The organism is Sulfuriroseicoccus oceanibius, from assembly GCF_010681825.2.
In the GTDB taxonomy this organism is placed as follows: Bacteria; Verrucomicrobiota; Verrucomicrobiia; order Verrucomicrobiales; family SLCJ01; genus Sulfuriroseicoccus; species Sulfuriroseicoccus oceanibius.
Map to the genome: position 1 here is coordinate 2280255 of NZ_CP066776.1, position 25137 is coordinate 2305391.

Genomic DNA, 25137 nt, shown 5'->3' on the forward strand with positions numbered 1-25137 from the left:
TTCGACGTTCTGTCTGAAAATAGATATTGAGGACGGACGCGCAAGGTAATCGGAAGAGCATACGGCTATCGGCTCCGCACCACGATCTTCCCTTCAGTTTCGACGGACAGCCGTGATAGAATATCGCTCTGGGTTTGCACCACCCGCCTGGCGCCACAGCACGGATCCACGTGATGAGGATCGCCTCCCGCGATCGGACCAGATCTAGTTGAGGTCACTGCCGAGATCGCGCACCAAAGCTTTGCGGAGCAGATGGGCGGCGGTTGGAGGCGGGCACTGAGCAAGCCTCGGGACAGAACAAGCCGGCACAGCCAACCGCGATAACGCTGGATGTTGTCCGCAAGATCTGTAGGCTCTCCCCTATTGCCAGGCGCGGTTGTCTGGCCTTTAACGTTCTGTCTGGAAATAGATATTGAGGGTAGACGAGCAAAGTAATGGGACGAGGACACGGCTGTCGGCTCCGCACCACGATCTTCCCTTCAGTTTCGACGGATAGCCGTGATAGAAGATCGCTCTGGGTTTGCACCACCCGCCTGGCGCCCCAGCACGGCTCCACGTGATGAGGGGCGCCACCCGCGTTCGGACCAGATCTAGTTGATGTCACTGACGAGATCGCGCACCGAAGCTATGCGGAGCAGATCGGCGGAGCTTGGAGGCGGACACGGCGCAAGCCACGGGACAGAACAAGTCGGCACAGCCAACCGCGATAACGCTGGATGTTGTTCGCAAGATCACTAGACTTTCACAGTTGCCAGGCGCGGTTGTCTGGCCTTTTACGTTCGCTAAATAATGGTCGCTTCTACCAAAATCACCCTTATCTCCGATGACACGGCACATTTCAGCATCTCATCGCTGGAATACTTTAGTGACAGTTCAGGGTGGCGCGGGCTTCTCACGATGCGCTCGGGGTCGTTCGCGGTAATCGACCACACATTCTACTTTGACGATCTTCTGGAGTTTCGGGATCGGATTCGCAGCATCTACAAGAATCTTGACGGCACTGCGACTCTTCGACCGCGTTACGAATATGATTACATTGAGGTGACTGCTACCACCCGCGGTCACATCGCGATCAAAGGGCATTTCGAGTCTGGCACTCCCGAGACCAACAGAATTGATTTGGAGTTCATTCTTGATCAGACGTATTTACCGTCCTTGATTTCCAGCCTCGACCGAGCCATCGAGGAAACCCAAAGCGAACAAGTCGGTGCAGCCAACCGCGATAACGCTGGTGATTGTTCGCAAGATCTGTAGGTTTTCATCGATGCTAGGCGCGGTTGTCTGGCCTTTTACGTTCTGCTAAGAAATGGACTTCGACACTATAAGACCGATCCTCTCAGGCTTGATCGGTGCGACGATCGCCGGATGGCTTGCGATCAAGTTGGCGAAGCAACTCCCCCACGCAGAGAACCAAACCAAGCAGCGGAAATTAGCCAAGGATCATCGGCACGTGATATTGGCCGCAAACATTGGCGCAGGGATTGCGTTGGCTACAGGGCTTATTATCTACCTCGGAGGAATCTTGGACGATCGAGATTTGCGTGGACTCGGCCTGACCATGGGGCTAATGGCATTTCTTCCGTCCCTCGTGATTGTGATCGGTAATTTCCGTGGCGGCACCCAACAGATCAGCGACGGATTCATGGCATATTCACTCGCTCAAAAGACTCCGCCATTCCTGCTCTTTGCTCTAATGTTCTTGATGTTTTGTGGAGGGCTTTGGGCGACCTACGCTTTCATCCCAAAACAAGAAGCAGAACAAGGCGTGGGTGGCAATCCGCTACCCCGCCTTGAGTTGCAGATTGAACCGTGATTAGAACCCTTTACCCTGAGTCGGACTGGCGCTCCCGGTAGCGGGTGCCACCACTTCGACGTTGGGCAAAAAACGACTTCGCAATACCGCATCCCATTATGTCCCCGCGTGATTACACCGAAGCTGAACTTGTTGAAGCCTACCTCATCGCAAATGGGATGACAGGCGACGAATCATCTTCGTGGGCGAATGACGAATTGTTGGGTTTGGTGTGGCAGAATCCAGAGCGCGCTTGGCCGATCATATGTATGATTGTAGAGCGCAAACCACCAAAATGGATACTGGGTATCCTCGGTGCCGGGCCACTAGAAGACCTGTTAAGAGCGCATGGCTCCCGTTTTATTGATCGAATCGAAGAATTCGCACTACAGAATGAGCTTTTCCGCTGTGATGTTCTTGCATGCGTTTATCCCATTGCTTGCCATCCTGAGAGGGTTGCCGACAGGGTAAGAGCTGTTTACCACTTGGAATCCGAGAGACCCAAAACACAGGAACAAGAAGCCCAACAAGGCGGCGCAGCCAACCGAGATAACGCTGGATGTTGTCCGCAAGATCTGTAGGCTTTCATCGTTGCCAGACGCGGTTGTCTGGCCTTTTACGTTATGCCAAGAAAATGAAAATCACTTGCGATCTATACTCTGAGTGGATCAGTGCGATCCGCCAAGAATTCACGAAAGAGGGATTCGACTATTCAGGGTTGGGCGACCAAGATTGCGCAATTCAATGGCAGAGCTGGAATCGTCGCATTGTCCCGCCTGGATCACGAACGATTGAGAAGGCTGACACTTTTTCCTGCCCTGCCGAGCTTCAGGCAGGTTTGGACGGACTTGAGGAAGCCTTCACCAACGGCGACAACGTGAAGCCATGGCAATCGAAGCTTGTCGATAAGGTTTCCTACGAAGATGGGCTTTTGAACGACTACGGAGTCTTGCATTTTCATTTAGGCGACACCTTGGAAGGCAACGGGTATATGAAGCGCACAGGTCCGCTTCTTTTCGCCATAGTTCGAGACGCTGCTGTTTACGAGATCGGAGTTTATGGACATGGGGCTTGGTATGAGCTCGATATCTTGAACATCATCGACCGCAATTGGCCATTCCTCCTCGATCCCGTCACCATCAAGGCGATTGACACAGCATATTCACCGAAGACGAAGGAAGAGGTCAAGGCGTTGAGGGACGCGAACGTCTGCTCAATCATTTCATTAGACAGTGGACGGATTGTGATGCCTATCGGTGGAGGCGTGGCTACGGACGGCACCTCGAATGATGCAGTTCACTCTGCCGACTACTGGGCAAAGTTTCTATGCGATGCCGACAAATTGGTTATCGAGCACATTGAAGAGTGTATCCGGAAAGGGACTCTTCCTGCGAAGGATTACCAAGTGCATCTCCATGCAACGGCAACTGAGATCGCGGCCATTGTTGAGGATAAGTTGCGCATCATCGTATGGCGAAAACAGGCATAACAAGGCGTCGCTCTCAACACCTGCCCCGCCGCGAGTTCAACCCATCATGACTATTCAACCTTCAACCCACAGTCGAAGCATCGCCCTCGGGCAGGTGTGAGAGGACTTCGACGTTGTGCCAAGAATATGAAGATGAGCGTACTGAGATCATTCTTCGACGGCATGTGCGATGCGCCGAACCTAGTCAAGGATCTTGAGGGTGGCGTCGAGCGAACTTCTCACGATGTGGTTTCCCACTATATCGACGACCTCGACACAAATTTCCCAGTTACGACCGAGCACTTAATGATGATCTGTGATGCCTTCACGACTGGCGATTTGACCGCTCAGATGATCCAGCAGATCGCGTTCGCCATGATGGCCGACGATTACCTCGAGTGGAACAACGAAACTTCCGACGGACAGCGAGTCGCAGAAGTGATCGGTTGGTGGGACTCCCCCGAAATTAACTACCCCATCACCGAATCGACCATCACGAAGTTCCGGCACTACTTGTGCACTGGGGAGAGTCAGTTCACACGGGAGGATTTGGCCCCTGATCTATCGCGAAAGGGTTGATTCATTGAGTTAGAACGAAGCGACCTGGGCACAACAAGTCGGCGCAGCCAACCGCGATAACGCTGGTGATTGTCCGCAAGATCTGTAGGCTTTCACAGTTGCCAGGCGCGGTTGTCTGGCCTTTTACGTTCTGCCAAATATTAATGAAGGCGCTGGTTGTTACAACTTTGATCCTGCTGGGCGGGGTATGGATATTCTATGCAACGATCGTGCCATCTGTGATGCGAGTGCGAGCCATGAGCGATGCTATGGCTTTCCAAGCAGCTTTGCATCAATGGGCCTCTGAGAAGGTCGTGGACGGTAGGCTCAACGAAGATGATGTGAAGCAGATCTTTCCAGAGAGCTATTCACTAGGAATTGGCGGGGAGAACTCTGACCATGACTTCCTCGCAATGATCGAGCACATTGCAGAGTCCAGCGCCCCTCCCGTCTGGCCTGGAGCCATCATGTGTGCTGTTGGCATAGCCGCGGCATTTCGCCTCCCATCAACAGCAATCGCAGAACAAGTCGGCGCAGCCAACCGCGATAACGCTGGTGATTGTTCGCAAGATCTGTAGGCTTCCATCATTGCTAGGCGCGGTTTTCTGGCCTTTTACGTTCGCCCCAAAAAAACAGATGAGCGAGGCCACCATCACGAACGCCCTACTCCGGTGCACGAGGGAAGATAATCTCGCCAGCGAGGTATTCGAACTTGTGCGCGCCGATCTCGGACTTTGGGTTCTGGAACTTCCCGAAACTTTTCAGGAGATCGTCGAGGTTCTTACCGCACACAGCAACCTTCTCAGGACGCTCAAGGCTAACGGATCTGACTACACACTACATTTAGCAGCGACCGTGGACGAGATGCACAGGCTGGTAATTCCGAGTGACATGGCGGCACTTTCCGCCGACTGTGGCTTCTCAATTGAGCTGATCGCCACCCCCTGAAAAACAACGGCGAACAAGCCGGCGCAGCCAACCGCGATAACGCTGGATGTTGTCCGCAAGATCACTAGACTTTCACAGTTGCCAGGCGCGGTTGTCTGGCCTTTTACGTTCACCACAAATAATGAAATACTCTCGCTTGATCCCCCTGTTTGCCATCTGCTCTTTTAGTTCGATTTGCACCGCCAGCGAAGTGGCTCCAACAGGCCTGACGGTGGTCGTTTGTGATTCCTCCAACAAGGTCCTAGACACTGTCGTCGTCCCTGATGACGAAAAATCTGGGTCCGTGAAGTTCACACTGCCAGAAGGGGTAACCGAAATTCGAGTATTCGCACTGGGCAAGCGTCAACACAAAGATTTGCCCTCGGGGTACTTCATTAAAGGACGACCTGACAATGACGAATGGATGGGCCGGGGCTACGTTGAGGCTCACGTTGAGAAGGGTCTCCTGGTCGGTATTGACGGGAACGGAGTAGGACCTATTAAGTTCAGCGAGGAGTTGGAGAAGCAGATCTTAGCCGACATTAAGGCTGACAAGCCGGCTCCACTTACAACTATAAAATCCGACGGTGAACAAGACGGCGCAGCCAACCGCGATAACGCTGGTGATTGTTCGCAAGATCTGTAGGCTATCCCCTATTGTCAGGCGCGGTTGTCTGGCCTTTTACGTTCTACCAAAAATGAGGATCTCCATACCAATCATCTTGCTCTTGGTTGGAACCACCCCGCTCTATTCGGATGATATCTGCGATCCGTTCAAGGCGCACGATCCTCAAATGGTGTCCGACTGCCAAGCCTCCGATAAACTCACCTCGATCTTTACCTGCATATCCAGTGGGACGCTCCAAGGCAGCGAGATCAGTTCTCGATCCACCGCGATCATCAGCACGATTTCGAAGTTCCACGAAAAGAACCACCGCGTACCGCATACGCTTGCCGAACTACGATCATTCGCCAAGTTGCATGGGTTTGACCTACTCGATCTGCAGCGACTTAGTCAGGTCGTGTTCGATGACGGCATGTTCCACTATTCGGCGACCTACGCGCGCGGGACATTAACACTCTCACATCTTCCGGATCGCCTTTGGTCCTCGGCACCTTTGGATATTCCTGAGGTAGAACAAGTCGGCGCAGCCAACCGCGATAACGCTGGATGTTGTCCGCAAGATCTGTAGGCTTTCATCGTTGCCAGGCGCGGTTGTCTGGCCTTTGACGTTCTCCATAAAGGGATATGCCATTGATCGAGCTTGAGACGAAGATTTCCGCGCCGATTGATCGTGTGTTTGATCTTGCGCGCAGCATCGACGCACACATGGCCAGCACCGAAGGGTCGAATGAGAGAGCTGTAGAGGGTCGTACCTCAGGTTTGATTGGGGACGGTGAGACAGTGACATGGGAGGCAAGTCATTTTGGGATCAAGCAGAGGCTCTCCGTGCGCGTCACCAAGTTTGACCGGCCATACCTTTTTGGAGACGAGATGATCAGCGGCGCATTTGCTTCGATGTATCATACCCACAGATTCTCCCCGTCCGGTGACGGAACCGTGATGAAGGATGAGTTCCATTTCACTGCCCCCTTTGGGATCTTAGGTCGTTTGGCCGAGGGCCTATTTCTGACTGGTTACATGACGAGATTTCTTGCCAAGAGAGCTGCCCAACTGAAGACTATGGCAGAGTCGGAAGCGTGGCGTAGCTACCTAAAAAATACAGGAGAACAAGCCAGCGCTGGCAACCGCGATAAGGCTGGTGGTTGTTCGCAAGATCTGTAGTTTATCAGCTGTTGCTTGGCGCGGTTGCCAGGCTTTTAACGTTCTCCCAAAAAATGCCGTGGACATTCGACATCCGTGAAGTCTCCGCAGGATGCTACAAGGCCTTGGCGACCCGCGATTCAGGGCAGTCCATCGCGAAGGAAGGCTTCGTGAGCGTAATTGAGGAGCTACTTGCTGACGTTTATCGTGCGGAAGTCGATGCGGGCACCTTGGACTCGAAAGCTGCCTACGATATCACCTTGGATTTCTTGGGGACATCACGTTGGGAGGGGCGCTATCACGAGAAGATGTTTGGCTCATGGAGCATTTTAGACAGGCGCGACCAGAATAAGGCGATTCACTACGACGGAAGAGATTTCTATCTAATGGTGAGCAAGGACTCGAAGGGCTACTCGTGGCAGGGCGAGTTGAAGAAGCTGGCGAAGGGACGCTGCCACTATTTTCGCGAGGTCGTCTACCTATGAACAAAAACGGGGAGAACAAGCGGGTGCTACCAACAGGCTACCCGCCGCGAGTTGAAAGCGTAATGACAATCACAACCTCAACCTTGAAATCGAAGGGGCGCTGCCGGTAGCCTGCGGCAGACCCTTGACGTTATGCAGAAAATTAGAGCTCGTGAGTTTTCGTGGCGTCTAGGGCTCCCTCACAGATCCGCATCATAAAAATAATGAGAGACTATCTAATTTTGTCAGTTCGGCCAACCTCATCGAGGTTGCCATCTGGGACAGATTTGTTTTATGAGTGCCAAATCTGCAACGGGGTTGTTTCTAGCAGCCCTAAGCATCCAGCTTCGTGTGATTGTCGCAATATTTGTATAGATACGGATGCTGGGAGGCAGGCTTTTAGAGAGATTTTGAAGGTCAAAGTGTTCACTGAAAAATGAATTCCGAATCGCTCATTGCACAAATCCAGCTAAGAATGTATTCGGCATAACAAGGCGCAGCACCCGACCGCCTGATCTCACTGATGTTGGATCTCAAATGACCACTACAACCTTTAACCCTCAGTCTACGCGCGGCTGCCATCAGGCGGCTCATGTGCTATGACGTTCGCTAATAATGAGCACCTTGCCGAATGCAGTCCTCGCTCTTGCTGACGCTTTCAATGATATTCGGAGACCCAAAGGCGTTCCTTGCCTATGGGACATTAGCCCTGAGGAGCTGAGTGCATATCAGCATCATGAGTTTGATCACGGCGGCTGGGTTGCTGAGTACTTGTACTTTTTACCCCGCACCATGCATGCAGGCGTCATAGAAGACGATTGGTGGTTCATTCCTGAGGTTACGGGACAGAGGATTGCCGAAACTGATCCGGAGTCCTGGCCGTTGAGAAGAGCTGAAGCGCTTGATCACTTTTTGACCTCAGTATTTGAATCGTCACGCACGAGGGCGGACACGGGGAGCACCATCGATTCTTGGATCTGCGCAATCGCCCTAATGGGAAAGGATGTTCGACCGTTCCTCGCAAAGGTGGAGGAATCGCATGATCTTATTTTGAAGTACTATGCGGAGAACGCCGACAACTTGAACCAAACAAGTCTATCTAACGCATTTTGGAAGTCGTCACCCGATAAAGGCCGACAGGTCGTAGACTGGTTTTTATCCAAAAACGTGCGTGACCTCATTGAAAGGTCGTACGGCATTCGGCTTTGAAATCCCTGAGCGAACAAGTCGGCGCAGCCAACCGCGATAACGCTGGATGTTGTTCGCAAGATCTGTAGGCTTTCATCGTTGCCAGGCGCGGTTGTCTGGCCTTTTACGTTGTGCCAGATAAATGAATCTCCTTCACATCATTGCGGCAGTCTCGATAGTTTTCGGAATTGCAATGATCATGTTCAGCAGAGTAATCGGATCTGCATTTTGCGCTCTAGGCAGATTCGTGTTCTTCATTTTCAGGGCTATTCCCCCACTTTGGAGTCTGGTGACAGAGGTGTATGACCCAGTAAAAGCTCCAAAGCGCATCAAAGTGCTTGGAGCAGTTTTCGTTGCCCAGTCAGGCGTCTTGATTCTTTTGGCTTCCCTCTTACCTCAATGACCTCGTGCCTACGGAACCACAAGAAGCACAACAAGTCGGCGCAGCCAACCGCGATAACGCTGGATGTTGTCGGCAAGATCACTAGACTTTCATCGTTGCCAGGCGCGGTTGTCCGGCCTTTAACGTTGTGCAGAATATGAACGAGCAGCCCATGCCCCAATCGATCTCAGGCAGCGGTCTTCTCGTGCTGACGATCTGCGCTTTTGTGATGCTCTTTGGATCAGTTTTCTTCGCGGTCAGCAATGGATACCCGGGCCACCCAACTGCACAGATCAGCAGTCTCGGTCTGATCGTCAATTTGCCTGCATCCGTTATCGCTTGGATTGCCTTCGCTCGGGGCACCCGGCGGGGACTTCTTCAGATGGGGCTTGCGATTGCACTCCTTACCGCGATCCACTACTTACTGATCAGCAATCTATGGACGGTGGCGTTCCATGGTGGCTGACTCCTTCCCGCACCGTAGGAAAACCAATGCACAACAAGGCGGCGCTCCTAACACCTGCCCCGCCGCGAGTTCAATTTTCCATGGCCATTCCACCCTCAACCCGCAGTCGAAGCCTCGCCCCCGGGCAGGTGTAGGAGGCCTTCGACGTTCGGCCAAAAACTCTCGCGATGAAGCGATTCGTAATAATCCTCGCACTGCTGGTAGGACTCGGTTGCTTTACTGCTTTCTTCCTTACCGGCGAGGCCGCCAGCGAAGACAATTTCAACAAGGTCGCCGAAGGGATGACTCAAGCCGAGGTCCGCGAATTGCTTGGAGAGCCAGATGACACTTGGGGTGGTTCACCCGATCGGACGACATATTACTACGGTGGATTTCGTCGTTTAAGGTGGTGCACGATGGAGGTGTTTTTCGACGAGAACGGGAGGGTGGTGAGCAAGTTTCACGACCACTAACAAAACAAGCCGAACAAGTCGGCGCAGCCAACCGCGATAACGCTGGTGATTGTTCGCAAGATCTGTAGGCTTTCATCGTTGCCAGTCGCGGTTGTCTGGCCTTTTACGTTGTGTAGGAAATGAAATCTTTTGCGAAGTTCATTGGTGCCTCCTTCATCGTGATGGTTTGCGCTTCCTTCGGATTTGGAGTAGCCCAGTGGCTCGCTACTCCAACACTCTTCACCCCTCTATTCCTAATGCCAGCCGCTTTTGTTTTCGCTTGGTTCAACCAATCGAAGTTTGATTGGGTTAAGACGACTCTGTTCCTTCTTTTACTGGGCGCGTCGATCTGGAGTGTTCGCGCTCTTGTCCCTGCTCCGGAAGGGGCGAACTTTGCCTTCATAGGCCCGGTTGTTTTGATCGTGTTCTTGCCGCGACTTGAACGAATATACGATCGCCTACGAGAGAGGAAGCTGCACAACGAGACTGTGTAGGTAGGTCCCACTCAGCAACAACCATTGACATCGAGCCGAGAAGTCGAAGCACGTTCTTCAGGGTTTGGTCGAACATGGCAATGGAACTTCAATTACACAACAAGTCGGCGCAGCCAACCGCGATAACGCTGGATGTTGTTCGCAAGATCTGTAGGCTTTCATCGTTGCCAGGCGCGGTTGTCTGGCCTTTTACGTTCTGCACAAGAATGAACAAACATATTAAGATCGTCTCTTGCGGATGGCTAATCCTCCCCAGCTTGTATCTTGTTCTTTGGTTTAAGCACCAACTCGATGTAGGGTTTGATCGCTACCTAGGCTGGAACGAGAATTCTGGGTCTCTCTTCTGGTCTGGGCTGTTGGGCTTCGCTGCATTCGCGGCCTCAAGTGGGAGTTCACTTGGGCTCAAAGGGCTAGGTATTGCAGCGATGACCGTTCTCAGCTTACTCATATTTGAAGCCAGCTCTTCCTCTTTAAGTGCCGCCATCTTAAGGAGTCCAATTGGGCTTTCCATCTATATACTTTTACTCGTTTTTTGTTTGTATAGCATAATTGCCATAAGGTTCGCTCTGAGAAAGAAGGCAGAACAAGTCGGCGCAGCCAACCGCGATAAGGCTGGTGATTGTTCGCAGGATCTGTAGGCTTTCACAGTTGCTAGGCGCGGTTGTCTGGCCTTTAACGTTCTCTCTGAAAATGCCTTACTCCAAACAGTTGGTCAGCTTGCTCTGTGTGGTGCTTTTCGCTACCCCGCTCCATGCGGCTGACAGCAAGCCCCTTGATGATACGGTTGCTGCAGGCATCGTATTCAAGATCGGATACTTATTGGGAATGGAGGGCTCCTGGAGCAGAGTGGACACACACACACCCGAAAGCTTCAAGGACGCCATGTCCCTGATTTCTAAAGATTTGAGCCAGTTCTCAGATACAGAAAGAGGCATCTTGCTAAAGAAAGAGGGGGAGCAGTTGATTAGCTTTCTTACAAAATGCGTCACTTTGGGCGTGACTGCTCAGGGAGACGCCAAGCCTAATGGCGAGAGTGAAGCGTTTTATCGAAAACTAGATTTGGATCCGAACAATCCAGACCCAACAAAGCTAGCCCAGATTTTGACGACTCGACTCGCAGCCTACGCGAACCTCTCGGCCACACCTGCATGGGTTTACGATCCAACCAAGAGAGAACAAGTCGGCGCAGCCAACCGCGATAACGCTGGATGTTGTCCGCAAGATCACTAGACTTTCTCAGTTGCCAGGCGCGTTTGTCTGGCCTTTTACGTTCTGCAAGAAATGAATAGATCCGCGACCAACGCCCTGTTTGCCATTCGCAATCTAGCAACACTTCTTGCGGCTCGATCGGAAGACACAACGACCCTCCGAAGGATCATCGATTTCACCAATGACCGTGGCCGATGGCAGAAGGCTCACGGATTATTAGACCAGATTCGGAGTAAGACATCCAAGGCTTTGTCGCGCGGTGACAAGAAGCTTGAAGCTCAATACAGATTTGAGGAAGTCTGCGTGAAGACACTCTACAACTTTGGACGGTATTCTGCACCTTTCGATCCCGACTCGCCGTATTGGATCATCCCCAATGCGCTTCGTGCCGGTGAGTTGTTGGGATTTACGACCACAGAGATTTTGGATCAGATCAAGGTTGACGATGAGACCAGCGAATCCACCAAGAATATCCAAGCAGAACAAGTCGGCACAGCCAACCGCGATAACGCTGGATGTTGTCCGCAAGATCTGTAGGCTTTCACAGTTGTCAGGCGCGGTTACCAGGCCTTTTACGTTATGCCAAGAAATGCTCGACGAGCTGCAATATGATCTGACACGAAGGCAACGGCTCATTCCCCATCTTCGGGCTTGGGGCGTAGCTCAGCTCTTCGTGATCGTCGGGCTAGTCGGGGCTGTCGCTGCTGCATTCGAGGGTTCATGGGTGTTTGCGGTGCTGATCGGCTTGCTGGTTCTTTGCTTCGGTCGCGGATACATCATCGGACTTCTAAACGTGATCTTCGTGGGGTCGCAGCACATGGATATCCGCATCGAGGACAACGGACTGGGATACATGGCAGGGAAGGAGCGGTGGTATATTTTCCTCGATGGACTGACCGCGGTTCGAGACCTGGAGCGAAGTGTATGGACGATTCAACACTGGAATGGAACGGTCGTTAATATTCCCAAGAGTGAACTGTCGGAGGATACGCTCGCCTTTCTTCGAGATTGGGTTCGCCGCGCCAATGACTACAGAGATCAGCATGGAATACGGAGTCCCTACCCAACGAAAACAACGAAGGCATAACAAGGCGTCGCTCTCAACACCTGCCCCGCCGCGAGTTCAAATCGCCATGACCATTCAACCATCAACTCAGAGTCGAAGCCTCGCCCCCGGGCAGGTGTGAGAGGAGTTCGACGTTCTCTCTGAAATGATGACAAAAGCAAAAGCAGATGCTGTGGCAGCAATTCGCAAGTTGGCGGCTGCAGCACGGACATTGCCTTCAGCAACTCTGTTTCTAATTTTGTTTTATCGGCTCGAAATTGGGGTCGGAAAGAAGGCGGTTTACGAGTCTGACAAGCTTTCGGATCACGGCGGTGATGGCGACATGATGAGGTTTTCCTTTGGCGATCAGACGGCCATAAAATTCCTTCAAAATCGGGTTGTGGTTCGTGGCGCATAGAGCAGGCATGTAGAGGCTGCGCCGGAGTAAATGCCTTCCTCCGCGGACGTGCCTCTTGCCGCTATGAGTGCCGGTGTCTTTGTTGAATGGCGCAACTCCAACTAAAGCCGAAGCCTGGTTGTCGGTGATTGCGCCCAGTTCTGGCATTTCAGACAAGAAGACCGTGGATGCAGCCAGACCAAGTCCTTTGATCGACTCGATTTTGCGCTTCTTCTCACGCAGCACGGCGTCTTTCGCAATGAGTGTGTCGAGTTGCTTTTGGCAACGAGCAATCGCTCGCTCAAGGCTTTGGATTTGGGTCTTGAGCTCCTTCTTCACAAAGCTGTCGGTGACCTTTTGAAGGGCCGTTTTCTGAGCTGCAGCTTGGCGGGTGAAACGATCCTTAATCCTGGCGATCGCTGACATCTTCTCCTGCAGAGCTGTAGGTTTTACGCGGGATGCCGGGGTGATCGACTCTCCGAAGCGAGACAAGACCGTGGCATCCATCGCGTCAGTTTTCGCTGAGATTCCCATGGCCTCGGCAAATGCTCGTGCTCGCTTTGGATTAACCAGGCTGATGGGAATGTTTAGCTCCAATGCTTGAGCGAGGAGGCACTTTTCATAGCCACCGGTAGGCTCACAGATGATGTGGATTTCGTCCTGTTGTTTGGATAGCTTGAGGAGCTCCGATTTTACCTTTGATGGAGTGTTGGGAACGGTCCAGGAGCGCTTTGTTTTGGGGTGATAAAAGTCGAGTTTATCTTTGCTGACATCGACGCCGATATAGTGTTTGTTCTGAGTGTTCATCTGTATTTCAACCTTGGATCTACGAGCTCTCGGGCTCTTGCAACTCTACGAACTGCAGATGGATTTGAGGGAAACAGGCCTCCTTGCTGAAAGACGAGTTCAAGGACTCGAGGAGGAACGGAGTGACTGTTTCAGCGATCGAGGTGGGGGTGGCCACCCCCACCTTGATCAACCTCCGGTTTCGTATGAAACCGATGGAGCTAGGAATAGCTCAAATTGACCAACCAAGGGGGAACGCCAGATTGGATCCGCCGTGTAGTTACAGCCGTCGAGGCAGAAACGCCCGATACTAAGGAAGTCTCAGACTCAATTCGAAGTCTTGGGATTTTTTTGAATCGCGGAGAGTGGGACAGAATTCTGGTGGAGAAAGGAGGGCTAAACTATTTGGATCTCGCTCATGCAAGTCTAGCACTGCTGACCTACTGCGAGAGTCTAGACTTGGAACCGAACGATCGAATGGGAGTAGAAATTGAGCTGGGGCGATTGCGCCATTCACTGCGATCACACGAAATGAGAGAACAAGTCGGCGCAGCCAACCGCGATAACGCTGGTGATTGTTCGCAGGATCTGTAGCCTATCCACAGTTTCCAAGCGCGGTTGTCTGGCCTTTAACGTTCGGCAAAAAATGAAACTTACCCTTCCCCTTCCACTGGCAATTTGTTGCGTAGCATTGGGATGGATCGGAGGTTGCCTCTTCAACCCCTACGAGACTACTCGAGAACGGCTGATCGAATCGTGGAGACTAATTGAGCCAGGAATGCCGGTCGATGAAGTTGACTCGATTCTAGGTCTCCCAATGTATGATTTCAGCGCCGGTAGTGGTCGGCCTGGTTGGGTTGCGGAGGTGCTGCCCGAGGAGATCATGAAGGGCCACAGAATTCGCGCTTACTACATTGATGGATTTGGCCCACAATATCTGTTGGTGGCGTTTGATGCTAGCGACCATGTTGCCTTTGTGGGCAGCACCCACACATGAAAACTTACAAGCCGAACAAGTCGGCGCAGCCAACCGCGATAACGCTGGATGTTGTCCGCAAGATCTGTAGGCTTTCATCGTTGCCAGGCGCGGTTGTCTGGCCTTTAACGATCTCCATAGAATGAAATCTCGAATCTTCCAGCTGCTTCTCTATATGATTGCCTTGATCGGAATCTCTTTTGCAGAAGATGAAGTTTTAACGACAAAGAATAAATTTTCTGAGGTACATAAAGAGCTACTGAGTAGCAGACTTGCTTTCTCTACAAAGCAAAACCTAATCTACCTCTCGGTAAAGGAGAAGGCAAACCTTCCACTTGAATACATCGACGGTAAAGGCTTCGAAGCTTCTGATGGAATTCTAACTCTGAACAGTAACTTTATTTGGCCAGGTTGCGGCTATGACCGATCAAGCTACACTATTAGCAAGATAACAGCTGAGTTTATCGTAATTGATTACGTCCAAGGAACGCCAGAGCAAGATGGATACAGAGATTCTGGACAATTCAAAATCCGCTATAACGACCAATGAAACGGAGATCAAGACAGTGGTGGCAATGTCTACTACGCTGCGCTGCGTAGCCATGCCACACTTCGACGTTCGGCAAATATGAGCACCATCCGAATCGCTTGTTTCCTTTGCGTCATCTCCGTTTGCTCATGTTCTCGTAAAGACGGGCGTTCGTCGGACATTGAGTTGCTCACTAGCCAGGAGATTTCTTCAACTAGTTTCGTCAGCAGCAGTCGCGAGGCCGGCTGGACACTCTACGGAAGCGATATTGAAGATTGGTCAGTCTTCTATCACTCGAAGAAGATCCAATGCAACGAAGGCGACACGATAACCGCTAGCTTTAATCTTGATGGAAGGCGCTACGAGAAGGATCTGACTGATGAATCTTTTGCCATCTTGGGGCGGCTTATAGGCTCTGAGGAGCTATCCGTCGCAATCTTCCGAAGAGAGAGAGATCCTCAGCCGAATTCGAAATCCTCTGCGCCGAACAAGGCGCAGCACCCGACCGCCTGACATCACTGATGTTGGACTTCACATGACCACTACAACCTTTATCCCAAAGTCAACGCTGGGCTGCCATCAGGCGGCTCGTGTGCTATAACGTTCTCCTAATAATGAAGCGCACACGCTACGGTTTACTAAGCCTTGCTTTCATCGTCATCGTCGCTAGTGCCGCATTCTTAGTCTTCCGGACCGTAAGACAATCGGTTGCTAGCGAAGGTTACGATACAAACGAAGCAGCATGGAATTATCTCATCCGTCGCGGAGAGATTCGATTTCAATTGGCAGATGGATGCGTAATAAAAGGTATCCAGACAGGTAACACCCAAGGGACGATAGCCAACTCCAATGAAGCATACTTGCGATTAGGATACGGCGCATTCACTACAACGATCGAGTATGCAGATGCTAGCGGGGCACCTCAGTTGATCACCATCCGAACAGATAAATTTAACAATTGGAACCGCGTGCTCTATGTGCAAGATAACCACGGAAACTTCACAAGAATTGACAACGGCGTTGTCCAAGATCCTGACTCGATCAACATAAAACAAGGAGAACAAGTCGGCGCACGCCAACCCGCTACCCGCTCCGAGTCGAAATCTGAATGACAATTACAACTTTTAACCCTGAAGTCATAGTGCGCCCTCGGTAGCGGGTGGGCGGCCTATGACGTTCTGCCAAATATTAATGAAGGCGCTGGTTGTTACAACTTTTATCCTGCTGGGCGGGGTATGGATATTCTATGCAACGATCGTGCCATCTGTGATGCGAGTGCGAGCCATGAGCGATGCTATGGCTTTCCAAGCAGCTTTGCATCGATGGGCCTCTGAGAAGGTCGTGGACGGTAGGCTCAACGAAGATGATGTGAAGCAGATCTTTCCAGAGAGCTATTCACTAGGAATTGGCGGGGAGAACTCTGACCATGACTTCCTCGCAATGATCGAGCACATTGCAGAGTCCAGCGCCCCTCCCGTCTGGCCTGGAGCCATCATGTGTGCTGTTGGCATAGCCGCGGCATTTCGCCTCCCATCAACAGCAATCGCAGAACAAGTCGGCGCAGCCAACCGCGATAAGGCTGGTGGTTGTTCGCAAGATCACTAGACTTTCACTGTTGTCAGGCGCGGTTGTCTGGCCTTTTACGTTAGCCTAAAAATGGAGCGCGATACAATCATCCGAAAGCCGAATGGCGGTGGCGTTGCTATTCTTCATATGCGTGAGATGAACTCTCCTTCGTGGGCTCACATCAGGCAAGACTACTGGATTCCCGCAAACGACCTCAGTATCTTGGGGTTTGATGACCGCATCGAAGGGCGCTTCTTTACCGACCGATACATAACCTCTGCAGACGGGCGATATCTACTGATTGAGGAGATGGAGTTCGATGGAACCCAAGAGTCCGTGGATAGTCATTCAAGCCGCATTATCATCATCGATACACAGACGGCAAGCGAGGCTGTTGTGGGACGCATTGATGACGGTTTCTGCTTCCCGAAGAGAATCGATGGCGATACCATCTTTTACAGCAAGAGGCGGAGAGCTGAGAACGGTGTATACCATGAGTTTGAGCGTGATATCGAAAGCCTAACATGGACAAAACAAGGCTAACAAGTCGCGGCACCCAACCCCTGACCCGCCGAGAGTCGCAGTTTTCAGATGAATATAAACCTCAACCCACAGTCTACGCACGCCCCATGGTCAGGGGTTGGTGCGCTATGACGTTAGCGCAAAGAATGGAACGGAAAATCACGGTTAAGCCGACTACCTTTCGCGGCGTGCAAATGCGCTCAAAGACAGAGGCGACGGTCGCTGCATGGTTTGAGCAGCAGGGTTGGGAGTGGATTTACGAGCCTGAATCCCTTCTCGATGGTATTCAATACACGCCAGACTTCTATCTTCCCCAGATCGATACTCTTGTGGAGGTGAAGCCAGTTCTCTTCATGAAAGAAGTTGAGCGTGCTATCCCAATCGTTGAGAAACTCAAAAAGACATTTGCCGTGATTTCAGTTGGCCACGCGAACACTGTGGTTGTGGTCGATCTTTTTGGTCTCTTGGATCCATGCGATCCCTTCAACCACGGAGAAAAAGAATTTTGGGGATGGCATTCCGAAGCGCCAGATGAAGATCAGCGCACCATTTACGTGGACGACAATCAACAGAGATTTCCGATGAACTATATCTACATGGGTGCTGGATGCAATCTTCGGTGGAAGTTTGGAAGAGAGTGCCCATGCACGAACTGACATGCCGAACGAAGCGCTAACAAGGCATCGCAGATCAACGCCCTGCCCGCCGCGAGTCGAAAGCCTCATGAACTATCCAACCTTCAATCCGAATTCAAGGCTCGCCCCCGGCAGGGCGTGACTGGACTTCGACGTTAGCTCAAAGAATCATGCCGTTCCCCGTCGATCCAAAGTTCATCGATCAGGCCGAAGCGAAGCTGGGCGTGAAGTTCCCTGATTCGTTCCGCGCAGGAATGGCTGAATTGAACGGCGGCGAAATTGAGACGAATGAAGACTTGTGGCAGCTCCATCCGTTTTTCGACACGTCAGACAAGAAGCGACTGAAGAGAACCGCCAATGACATCGTTCGCGAGACGGCATCTGCAAAGGGTTGGACTGGATTTCCTGAGGGAGCGGTGGCGATTGCCTCAGGCCAGTGCGGAGACATTGCTATCCTCATCCGCGAGGAGCGCGAACCCACGCGATTGAGAGACACTGTTTTGCACTGGGATCATGAGACGGGAGCGACCAAGATTCTGGCACCCACAACCGAAATCTGGCTAAACACAAGGAGCTAACAAGGTGTCGCTCTCAACACCTGCCCCGCTGCGAGTTCAATCCGTCATGACCATTTCACCCTCAACCCACAGTCGAAGCCTCGCTCCCGGGCAGGTGTGAGAGGACTTCGACGTTGGGCCAAGTAATATGAACTCCATCAAGTGCCTTATCATCTGCCTTTCGGTGATCCATCAGGACTACGCTCAAGCCGTAGAGACTAGTCGCCCACCTGCCACAACTTACTTGGAAATAACAGTTCCTTCGCTGACAGGTGAGGAAATAATCGATGCGGTTCGCGAGGACAATGACCCGAAGCTTCTGTCCTCGATAGGACGAGGTGCCGCCAGGGATGGGCAAATGCGGTTCCCGCTGGTCTGGCACGAACAAGTCACACTCGGCAACCAAAGTCATACCGTCTGCTTATTCGATAGCCCTTTCCGCGTGATGCCCGGCCACAATCCAAGAGTTCTAGTTCTCATAGATCACAACCAAAAAATCGTCACGTGGAACCAATTCACATGTGAACCAGCATTTAGATACGGCTTAATTACACAAGTAGCTTCAGACACCGCCCCTTATTTGATCACGATAAACCCTTCCTCGAGATTCGGCGGCGAACCTTGGTTTGAACGCTATAAGTTGGAGACCGCAAAGATCACAAAAGTCAGTGAAGGCTACGACCCTCGCATAATAAATCAGGCCCAACAAGACGGCGCAGCCAACCGCGATAACGCTGGATGTTGTTCGCAAGATCTGTAGGCTTTCATCGTTGCCAGTCGCGGTTGTCTGGCCTTTTACGTTCTGCAAAAAATGAAATGCCTCGCACTACTTTTGGTTATCGCAAGCTCATCTGCTGGACAGCAGTTCGGCGATGACAATCAGTCGGGCGATTGGCTGCCGATACCCGATGGATACGTTTGGCCATCCTCAGTCGACAATCCACCAGAGTTCGAAACGGTGGTGAGGAAGTTCGCGGAGCTGCCGAAGGTATTGCGCGAAAGCATCAGAAGATATTGGCCCGAGGACGAAGATCCAGTGCAAGTGGGCATCGCTGAGATCGACCTGAACGGAGACGGGAAGCCCGAACTTTTTGTCGAAGTCCCAGCGTATAGTGGCACCGGGGGAAGCTTTTACGAGATGCTCTCCATGATCGACGGCAAGACGTATAAGGGCATCGGTGGGATTCAGGGCTGGGGATTCCAGTTCGTAACGCGGAAGAACGGATGGCTCCAGATCGAGGGAATGAGCCGCGGCGGGGGAGGGAATTACACTCGGTATTTGATGACCTTTGCCGATCAGGGCTATGAGATCAGTCGGAACGAAGGACACGATTTCAACTCCAGTAAGGTCACCATTCGCGAAACCAAGGCAGAACAATCCGGCGCTGCACAACCCGCTACCGCTCCGGAGTCAAGGTCACCCGACAACTAGAGACTTAAACCTTAGCCGAAGCCTCGCCCCCAGTAGCGGGTTGGCAGGCCTTAGGCGTTCAGATAAAAATGAGATTTCTCCTCCCAATCCTAGCCCCATTGGCTCTCGTCGCGCTCCTATCTAGTTGCACCTCGATAAACGAAAATTTAGGGGCAATAACGACCAAAGACCTCAACGAAGCGGATTTCGTTAGAGACGTTCTCAAGCAGAATCCAGATTCCAAGGGAAAGTTTAGAGTGGAGCCAGGAAGTGAGATTACCACTGTGTTCATCTCGAGCCCCGCACGACCGGTCGACGAGAGTGCACTACGAGCGTCAATGAGGCAGATCAAAGGTGCAATCAGAGACACTTACGGAACAACTCCGAACACGCTGCGGTTCGTCTTTAGTGAAACGACTATCGAAGAATAGGATTCTGAACAAGTCGGCGCAGCCAACCGCGATAACGCTGGTGATTGTTCGCAAGATCTGTAGGCTTTCACAGTTGCCAGGCGCGGTTGTCTGGCCTTTTACGTTCTGTCTGAAAATAGATACTGAGGGCAGACGAGCACAGTAATCGAAAGAGGATCCGGCTGTCGGCTCCGCACCACGCTCTTCCCTTCAGTTTTGGAGGATAGTCGTGATAGAAGATCGCTCTACGTTTGCACCACCCGCCTGCGCCTGAGCAACGCCCCACTCGATGAGGATCGCCACCCGCATTCGGACCAGATCAAGTCGGGGTCACTGACGAGATCGCGCACCGAAGCTTTGCTGAGCAGATGGGCGGCGGTTGGAGGCGGGCACGGAGCAAGCCTCAGGACAGAACAAGTCGGCACAGCCAACCGCGATAACGCTGGATGTTGTCCGCAAGATCTGTAGGATCTCCCCTATTGTCAGGCGCGGTTGTCTAGCCTTTAACGTTCTGCAAATAATTAGAAGATGAAACGAACGTTGCATCACTTACTAGCCGGAATCCTCTCGGTGAGCGTGGCACACGCTGCGGAGCTCAAAGAGATTGCAGAGAAGTTTGTTAGCGCCTGGGTTGCTGGTGATTACGCCAAGCTCGACGAAGTCTATCTTGAGAGCCCTACCAGAGAACGAGCTGATGAGGCATTCGCTGAGGCATTACCACAGATCAAAGCGGGCAAGCTTACAGTTGCCCATGTAGACAAGGAGCTCGTGATCGGTGATTTAGGCGTAACCTTGATGCGAATTGATTTCGAAGGTCATCCCGTAGCCAACTTCAAGCCGATCATCTGTGTTCGAACCGAAGCAGGGTGGCGCCTATTTCCATGGGCATCTCAATCCGACTTAAAAGTTCTTATGGATCAGCGAACGCCAGACGAGCAGATTCACCTAAGATTGTTCAATACTTGGGCAAACCTTGTCGAAGAACAGATCGAAAAAGAAGCAGAACAAGCCGGCGCAGCCAACCGCGATAACACTGGTGGTTGTTCGCAAGATCACTAGACTTTCACAGTTGCCAGGCGCGGTTGTCTGGCCTTTTACGTTCTGTAGAAGATCCCCCCGATGAAACGACTCTTTGTCCTAGCGGTCAGCCTTTCTGCTATTGTTAGCTGTAGCGCCCAAGAGGAGCGCCTAGTAGTTGCGGAAATCCCTAACTTCACCGAGCTTGAGAGCTGGGTAAATTTCGTGAAGAGAGATGATTTCACTCTTCTCAAGTCGTTTGATCGAAAGGGGTACTTTGTCGGTGTATTCAAAGACTCTCGCGGAGATCTCGCTATTTGCACATATTGGAAAGACAATAGCAACCCTAAGCCTCATGACGGTTCTTGCTATGATGTGCAAGACTTGTATGGAAACAGCCTACACGACACCGACTCTGATCGTAATCCTAGCATATACCGCGTGCTGGTCATCGAGGATCCTCAACAGGAGATTAACTGGATAGACGGCACCCTCTTCCCTCTGACCAAAGACGCTCCTGATCGCGCGCGGTTGATCTTCAGAGTAAGCAAATCCGGAGGAACTTGGTCCAACATCCTCGACGAAGTCATCGAGCTAACTCAGGAAAAATCTTCAGAACAAGTCGGCGCAGCCAACCGCGATAACGCTGGTGATTGTTCGCAAGATCTGTAGGCTTTCACAGTTGCCAGGCGCGGTTGTCTGGCCTTTTACGTTCGCTAGAGAATGAAGATATACTCGTTCCTCAATTCTATCCCAGGGATGGAAGATCTAAACAAACAGGAGAGGATGTCAGTATGGCGGTCATCTTACTTCTCGCTGTTTAAGACGTGGCGAACGTATCTCGTGATATGCACAGGCGTTTTGTTCGGGCTACTCTTGACGCTTCTCCTGCCCAGTTCATTAGCTCCATTCAGTGCAGGTTTAGGAGCAGGGTTGCCAATATTTATTCTTGAGCAGCTAGCATGCAGAAAATGTGTATTTGAGGTGCAAGAATATAAGAAGCGGAAAAAGGACTGGTCTCCCTTACCTAATTCAAACAGAAGCGAACAAGACGCTGGTGGCAAGGGCGACTAGCGTCTCTTCCTCGCTTCGCTCTGGAAAGATTGACCCCGCCCTGCCACCGCTTTAACGTTGTGTAGAACAATGAAATCTTTTGCGAAGTTCATTGGTGCCTCCTTCATCGTGATGGTTTGCGCTTCCTTAGGATTTGGAGTAGCCCAGTGGCTCGCTACTCCAACACTCTTCACCCCTCTATGCCTAATGCCAGCCGCTTTTGTTTTCTCTTGGTTCAACCAATCGAAGTTTGATTGGGTTAAGACGACCCTGTTCCTTCTTTTACTGGGCGCGTCGATCTGGAGTGTTCGTGCTCTTGTCCCTGCTCCGGAAGGGGTGAACTTTGCCTTCATAGGCCCGGTTGTTTTGATCGTGTTCTTGCCGCGACTTGAACGAATATACGATCGCCTACGAGAGAGGAAGTTGCACAACGAGACTGTGTAGGCAGGTCCGACTCAGCAACAACCATTGACATCGAACCGAGAAGTCGAAGCACGTTCTTCAGGGTTTGGTCGAACATGGCAATGGAACTTCAATTACACAACAAGTCGGCGCAGCCAACCGCGATAACGCTGGATGTTGTCCGCAAGATCACTAGACTTTCACAGTTGCCAGGCGCGGTTGTCTGGCCTTTTACGTTCGCTAAGAAATAGACTCCATGAAAAGCTCACAGATTCTCGCAGCCACAGGGCTAATTCTGTGCCTTATGTTCACGGGTTGCCACGGGGACATCAAGGAAGTGTGGGCAGGCGGATCAGGTCGAGTTCCAGAATCGGTGCCCGCGCTTACAGGATTTTCCATCACTCCGAGCGAAGCGCAATCTATCGCGGAGAAGGAGTTCGGAATGAGGAAGACGGTGCAGCACATCTATGCTGATTCACGCTTCTACTACATTGTTGACGGGCTCTTTGGATCTAGCCGCTCCAAGGCTGCAAAGACTGGAGTTCGGATCGATGGGAAGACCGGCGAATGCGTTCGGTTCGATCGCTCCTGACACTACCTCCGAGACAAAAACCAAAGCGAACAAGCCGCAGCACCCAACCGCCTGACCCGCCCCGAGTCGAATTCTTCCCGTGATTAGAACCTTTAACCCACAGTCAACGCGCGGCTGCCGTCAGGCGGTTGGTGTGCTTTGACGTTCGGCAGAAATGACATGACCACCGAGAAGATCATCATGGTTCGCGGAGCGCGCGTCGTGCCGGTTGCTCTTCTGATCGCGGCAATATTGTTGAGTGCTTCGCGTTCGCCGTGGTGGCTTCTTTCGATTCCGTTCATATGGATCGGATGGATTTGCGCGGCTCCAAACCTGAATCTCGCAAACGGACTTCTCGCCTACTTGTCGATGATTTGCGGATTCGTTCTGATGCTGTTCCACGAGCCTTCGGGTGCAGCAATCGCAGGTGGGGCAGCAGCCAGCTTCTACCTCTGTGCCCTTGAGATGCGGGTCACTGCGAAGCCCTACAATCCCACCGATTTCCCCGAAACAAAAGACAAGCCGAACAAGCCGCAGCACCCAACCGCCTGACCCGCTTCGAGTCGAATTTTCACCGTGATTACCAACCCTCACCCACAGTCAATCCGCGGCTGCCGTCAGGCGGTTGGTGTGCTATGACGTTGGGTGAAAAATTAAGAAATGCTTTTCCGTGCAATCATACTATTAACTGCGTTCGCTGCCGGGTGCACTGATCAGAAATTTGACGATTGGCGAGGTAGTTGCAATTTCAATGGGGTCGAAATTGTTCTGCCGGACAATGGCCTTGGAAGTACGGGGGTTAGCCCAAAGCATTTTGAATATCGTTGGCACGATAAAACACTAACGGTCAAAGATCTTGGTGATGGAACCGTATCAGTTTCCACCCCATTGGTGAACGATGAGATAGTTAGTAAAGAGCTTGTTATTGTGATTGATGCTGAAGGCGAAATTTCAACACAGAAGCCAAAGCTCAAGAACGAGAACCTGAAAACCCAACAAGTCGGCGCAGCCAACAGCGATAAGGCTGGTGACTGTTCGGAAGATCTGTAGACTCTCCCCTATTGCCTGGCCTAGTTGTCAGGTCTTTGATGTTCGACGGAAATGAAGATCCTCTCCCTCCTGCTCCTGTTTGTAATTGGCTCGTTGCACAGTTTGGCGAACCAAGCAGACCGTGTGCGAGATATCTCTAAAGCGCTGCACTCAAGTAAGGTTCCTGAATTGGTGCTGGAGAAGTCGACATTCGAGGATGCTCTCGCTTTAGTTCGTGCTGAATGGAATAGACAGCACCCAACCCTGGATTTTCCAGTGGCACTTGCCGAATACGAGAGAGACCGCGGGCATCCTGATTTGATCACGGTGTCGCTTCGTGATGTGCTATTCATCGATGCATTGAGATCCCTGGGAGTTGTGGCTAACCGTCGCCTCACAGAGAAAAGCGAACTACTGACGTTTAGCGACTACGGTCTGATTGTTGAGCATTGGATCACAAAGAGTTACCGCGTAACCGAATCTCTACTGAGGAAGCTAAAGTTGGGAAGGAATCCAACTGGAGAAGAGCTCGTTGCGGCGTATCGACGCTATGGCGTGATTCTGGAGGACTGGATGTCAATCAGCCACCAGGCAGATGAGGGTTTGATCGTCACTGCTCTGGAAAAGCAGCAAGATCAGATTGCCGGCATTAATCACTTGCTGGCTCAAGGCTTTACGATACACAAGGCAGATCCGGCTCAAGAGTGAAGCCCCCCTTTTAGCCCGTGATGTTCCGTCGTGACCAGTTCGAGAAAAAGGCCCGCCGCATGAGACGTCTGGTAAATGCATTCATGAGCTTGATGGTGATGCTTCCGCTGGCTGGTATAGCGGCCCTGCTCTTGGGCTTCGCTGAGCCAGGCGATGGCGAGGGCGAGGGCAGCATGACCAAAGCCGATGCATGTCTAATTCTTGGCGGAGCCGCTTTGGGGTTTCTTTTGTTCTGGAAGCTCTTGCTAATGGCACTGGACCAGCTCAGTCACCGACTGACCTCGCTCCGCCGCCGCTAGCCGGGCAACTGCGCCGCTCCCCGCTGCGCCGCTGCGCCGCTGGGACACCTCTCAAACAGTTGCTCGAAGCGAGCATAAAA

The 25137-nt window shown here is 51.9% G+C and carries 36 protein-coding genes; 35 read left to right on the plus strand and 1 reads right to left on the minus strand.

The window, feature by feature from the left end:
* Positions 1-789 precede the first annotated feature (789 nt).
* From G3M56_RS09140 to G3M56_RS09230, 19 genes are all read left to right on the plus strand, one after another.
* Positions 790-1254 (plus strand): WapI family immunity protein, encoded by a 465-nt coding sequence (locus tag G3M56_RS09140; protein ID WP_164365712.1) that lies wholly within the window; start codon positions 790-792, stop codon positions 1252-1254.
* Between the two features lie 52 nt (positions 1255-1306).
* Complete coding sequence (locus G3M56_RS09145; RefSeq protein WP_164365711.1) at positions 1307-1813, plus strand: hypothetical protein; 507 nt, start codon at positions 1307-1309, stop codon at positions 1811-1813.
* A 98-nt stretch (positions 1814-1911) separates the two neighbouring features.
* On the plus strand, positions 1912-2373 hold the full coding sequence (locus G3M56_RS09150) for a DUF6869 domain-containing protein (RefSeq protein WP_164365710.1): 462 nt from the start codon (positions 1912-1914) through the stop codon (positions 2371-2373).
* Complete coding sequence (locus G3M56_RS09155; protein WP_235203346.1) at positions 2352-3281, plus strand: hypothetical protein; 930 nt, start codon at positions 2352-2354, stop codon at positions 3279-3281. The genes G3M56_RS09150 and G3M56_RS09155 overlap by 22 nt, the downstream gene beginning before the upstream one ends.
* A gap of 132 nt (positions 3282-3413) precedes the next feature.
* Positions 3414-3839 carry a hypothetical protein gene (locus tag G3M56_RS09160; protein WP_235203347.1) on the plus strand — a complete coding sequence of 142 codons (426 nt, stop codon included), beginning with the start codon at positions 3414-3416 and terminating at the stop codon, positions 3837-3839.
* Positions 3840-3904: 65 nt separating this feature from the next.
* Complete coding sequence (locus G3M56_RS09165) at positions 3905-4396, plus strand: hypothetical protein (RefSeq protein WP_235203348.1); 492 nt, start codon at positions 3905-3907, stop codon at positions 4394-4396.
* A 58-nt stretch (positions 4397-4454) separates the two neighbouring features.
* Positions 4455-4766 carry a hypothetical protein gene (locus tag G3M56_RS09170; protein ID WP_164365766.1) on the plus strand — a complete coding sequence of 104 codons (312 nt, stop codon included), beginning with the start codon at positions 4455-4457 and terminating at the stop codon, positions 4764-4766.
* A gap of 121 nt (positions 4767-4887) precedes the next feature.
* Positions 4888-5391, plus strand: a complete 504-nt coding sequence (locus G3M56_RS09175; RefSeq protein ID WP_164365765.1) for a hypothetical protein — start codon at positions 4888-4890, stop codon at positions 5389-5391.
* Positions 5392-5443: 52 nt separating this feature from the next.
* Positions 5444-5938: a hypothetical protein gene (locus tag G3M56_RS09180; protein WP_235203349.1), complete on the plus strand. Its 495-nt coding sequence runs from the start codon at positions 5444-5446 to the stop codon at positions 5936-5938.
* Positions 5939-5994: 56 nt separating this feature from the next.
* Entirely contained in the window at positions 5995-6531 is a 537-nt protein-coding gene (locus G3M56_RS09185; RefSeq protein WP_164365736.1) for an SRPBCC family protein, read from the plus strand.
* Between the two features lie 53 nt (positions 6532-6584).
* The gene (locus G3M56_RS09190; protein ID WP_164365735.1) at positions 6585-6995 is read left to right on the plus strand and encodes a hypothetical protein; all 411 of its coding nucleotides are present in this window, start codon (positions 6585-6587) and stop codon (positions 6993-6995) included.
* Positions 6996-7589: 594 nt separating this feature from the next.
* Positions 7590-8183: a hypothetical protein gene (locus tag G3M56_RS09195; RefSeq protein WP_164365734.1), complete on the plus strand. Its 594-nt coding sequence runs from the start codon at positions 7590-7592 to the stop codon at positions 8181-8183.
* 518 nt (positions 8184-8701) lie between these two features.
* The gene (locus G3M56_RS09200) at positions 8702-9010 is read left to right on the plus strand and encodes a hypothetical protein (protein WP_164365733.1); all 309 of its coding nucleotides are present in this window, start codon (positions 8702-8704) and stop codon (positions 9008-9010) included.
* A 167-nt stretch (positions 9011-9177) separates the two neighbouring features.
* The gene (gene bamE / locus G3M56_RS09205; protein WP_164365732.1) at positions 9178-9462 is read left to right on the plus strand and encodes an outer membrane protein assembly factor BamE domain-containing protein; all 285 of its coding nucleotides are present in this window, start codon (positions 9178-9180) and stop codon (positions 9460-9462) included.
* 119 nt (positions 9463-9581) lie between these two features.
* Positions 9582-9935, plus strand: coding sequence for a hypothetical protein (locus tag G3M56_RS09210; RefSeq protein WP_235203350.1), 354 nt, complete (start codon positions 9582-9584; stop codon positions 9933-9935).
* 74 nt (positions 9936-10009) lie between these two features.
* The gene (locus G3M56_RS09215; protein WP_235203352.1) at positions 10010-10573 is read left to right on the plus strand and encodes a hypothetical protein; all 564 of its coding nucleotides are present in this window, start codon (positions 10010-10012) and stop codon (positions 10571-10573) included.
* A gap of 52 nt (positions 10574-10625) precedes the next feature.
* On the plus strand, positions 10626-11165 hold the full coding sequence (locus tag G3M56_RS09220) for a hypothetical protein (RefSeq protein WP_164365731.1): 540 nt from the start codon (positions 10626-10628) through the stop codon (positions 11163-11165).
* A 51-nt stretch (positions 11166-11216) separates the two neighbouring features.
* Positions 11217-11681 carry a hypothetical protein gene (locus tag G3M56_RS09225; RefSeq protein WP_164365730.1) on the plus strand — a complete coding sequence of 155 codons (465 nt, stop codon included), beginning with the start codon at positions 11217-11219 and terminating at the stop codon, positions 11679-11681.
* Between the two features lie 52 nt (positions 11682-11733).
* Positions 11734-12231, plus strand: coding sequence for a hypothetical protein (locus tag G3M56_RS09230; RefSeq protein WP_164365729.1), 498 nt, complete (start codon positions 11734-11736; stop codon positions 12229-12231).
* Positions 12232-12442: 211 nt separating this feature from the next.
* Here the strand turns inward: G3M56_RS09230 and G3M56_RS09235 are convergent, their stop codons facing one another.
* Positions 12443-13393 carry an IS110 family RNA-guided transposase gene (locus G3M56_RS09235; protein ID WP_164365767.1) on the minus strand — a complete coding sequence of 317 codons (951 nt, stop codon included), beginning with the start codon at positions 13391-13393 and terminating at the stop codon, positions 12443-12445.
* A gap of 625 nt (positions 13394-14018) precedes the next feature.
* On the opposite strand from G3M56_RS09235, the gene G3M56_RS09240 reads away from it, so the two are divergent.
* The 16 genes from G3M56_RS09240 (at position 14019) to G3M56_RS09315 (ending at position 25057) form a co-directional block, all read left to right on the plus strand.
* Positions 14019-14369 carry a hypothetical protein gene (locus tag G3M56_RS09240; RefSeq protein WP_164362619.1) on the plus strand — a complete coding sequence of 117 codons (351 nt, stop codon included), beginning with the start codon at positions 14019-14021 and terminating at the stop codon, positions 14367-14369.
* A gap of 121 nt (positions 14370-14490) precedes the next feature.
* Complete coding sequence (locus G3M56_RS09245) at positions 14491-14898, plus strand: hypothetical protein (RefSeq protein WP_164362617.1); 408 nt, start codon at positions 14491-14493, stop codon at positions 14896-14898.
* 78 nt (positions 14899-14976) lie between these two features.
* The gene (locus G3M56_RS09250) at positions 14977-15390 is read left to right on the plus strand and encodes a hypothetical protein (protein ID WP_164362616.1); all 414 of its coding nucleotides are present in this window, start codon (positions 14977-14979) and stop codon (positions 15388-15390) included.
* A gap of 101 nt (positions 15391-15491) precedes the next feature.
* The gene (locus G3M56_RS09255) at positions 15492-15989 is read left to right on the plus strand and encodes a hypothetical protein (protein WP_164362614.1); all 498 of its coding nucleotides are present in this window, start codon (positions 15492-15494) and stop codon (positions 15987-15989) included.
* 79 nt (positions 15990-16068) lie between these two features.
* Positions 16069-16482 (plus strand): hypothetical protein, encoded by a 414-nt coding sequence (locus G3M56_RS09260; protein ID WP_235203353.1) that lies wholly within the window; start codon positions 16069-16071, stop codon positions 16480-16482.
* Positions 16483-16533: 51 nt separating this feature from the next.
* Positions 16534-16986, plus strand: a complete 453-nt coding sequence (locus G3M56_RS09265; protein ID WP_164362611.1) for a hypothetical protein — start codon at positions 16534-16536, stop codon at positions 16984-16986.
* 125 nt (positions 16987-17111) lie between these two features.
* On the plus strand, positions 17112-17621 hold the full coding sequence (locus tag G3M56_RS09270) for a PDDEXK family nuclease (protein ID WP_235203354.1): 510 nt from the start codon (positions 17112-17114) through the stop codon (positions 17619-17621).
* A gap of 149 nt (positions 17622-17770) precedes the next feature.
* The gene (locus G3M56_RS09275) at positions 17771-18178 is read left to right on the plus strand and encodes an SMI1/KNR4 family protein (RefSeq protein WP_164362607.1); all 408 of its coding nucleotides are present in this window, start codon (positions 17771-17773) and stop codon (positions 18176-18178) included.
* Between the two features lie 127 nt (positions 18179-18305).
* Positions 18306-18917 (plus strand): hypothetical protein, encoded by a 612-nt coding sequence (locus tag G3M56_RS09280; protein ID WP_164362605.1) that lies wholly within the window; start codon positions 18306-18308, stop codon positions 18915-18917.
* A gap of 51 nt (positions 18918-18968) precedes the next feature.
* Positions 18969-19589: a hypothetical protein gene (locus tag G3M56_RS09285; RefSeq protein ID WP_164362603.1), complete on the plus strand. Its 621-nt coding sequence runs from the start codon at positions 18969-18971 to the stop codon at positions 19587-19589.
* Between the two features lie 917 nt (positions 19590-20506).
* Positions 20507-21037, plus strand: coding sequence for a hypothetical protein (locus G3M56_RS09290; RefSeq protein ID WP_164362601.1), 531 nt, complete (start codon positions 20507-20509; stop codon positions 21035-21037).
* A 60-nt stretch (positions 21038-21097) separates the two neighbouring features.
* The gene (locus tag G3M56_RS09295; protein WP_164362599.1) at positions 21098-21667 is read left to right on the plus strand and encodes a hypothetical protein; all 570 of its coding nucleotides are present in this window, start codon (positions 21098-21100) and stop codon (positions 21665-21667) included.
* 1534 nt (positions 21668-23201) lie between these two features.
* Positions 23202-23573, plus strand: a complete 372-nt coding sequence (locus G3M56_RS09300; RefSeq protein WP_164362597.1) for a hypothetical protein — start codon at positions 23202-23204, stop codon at positions 23571-23573.
* Positions 23574-23681: 108 nt separating this feature from the next.
* Positions 23682-24071: a hypothetical protein gene (locus G3M56_RS09305; RefSeq protein ID WP_164362595.1), complete on the plus strand. Its 390-nt coding sequence runs from the start codon at positions 23682-23684 to the stop codon at positions 24069-24071.
* A 51-nt stretch (positions 24072-24122) separates the two neighbouring features.
* The gene (locus tag G3M56_RS09310; RefSeq protein WP_164362593.1) at positions 24123-24758 is read left to right on the plus strand and encodes a hypothetical protein; all 636 of its coding nucleotides are present in this window, start codon (positions 24123-24125) and stop codon (positions 24756-24758) included.
* Positions 24759-24775: 17 nt separating this feature from the next.
* Positions 24776-25057 carry a hypothetical protein gene (locus G3M56_RS09315; RefSeq protein WP_164362592.1) on the plus strand — a complete coding sequence of 94 codons (282 nt, stop codon included), beginning with the start codon at positions 24776-24778 and terminating at the stop codon, positions 25055-25057.
* Positions 25058-25137: the final 80 nt, after the last annotated feature.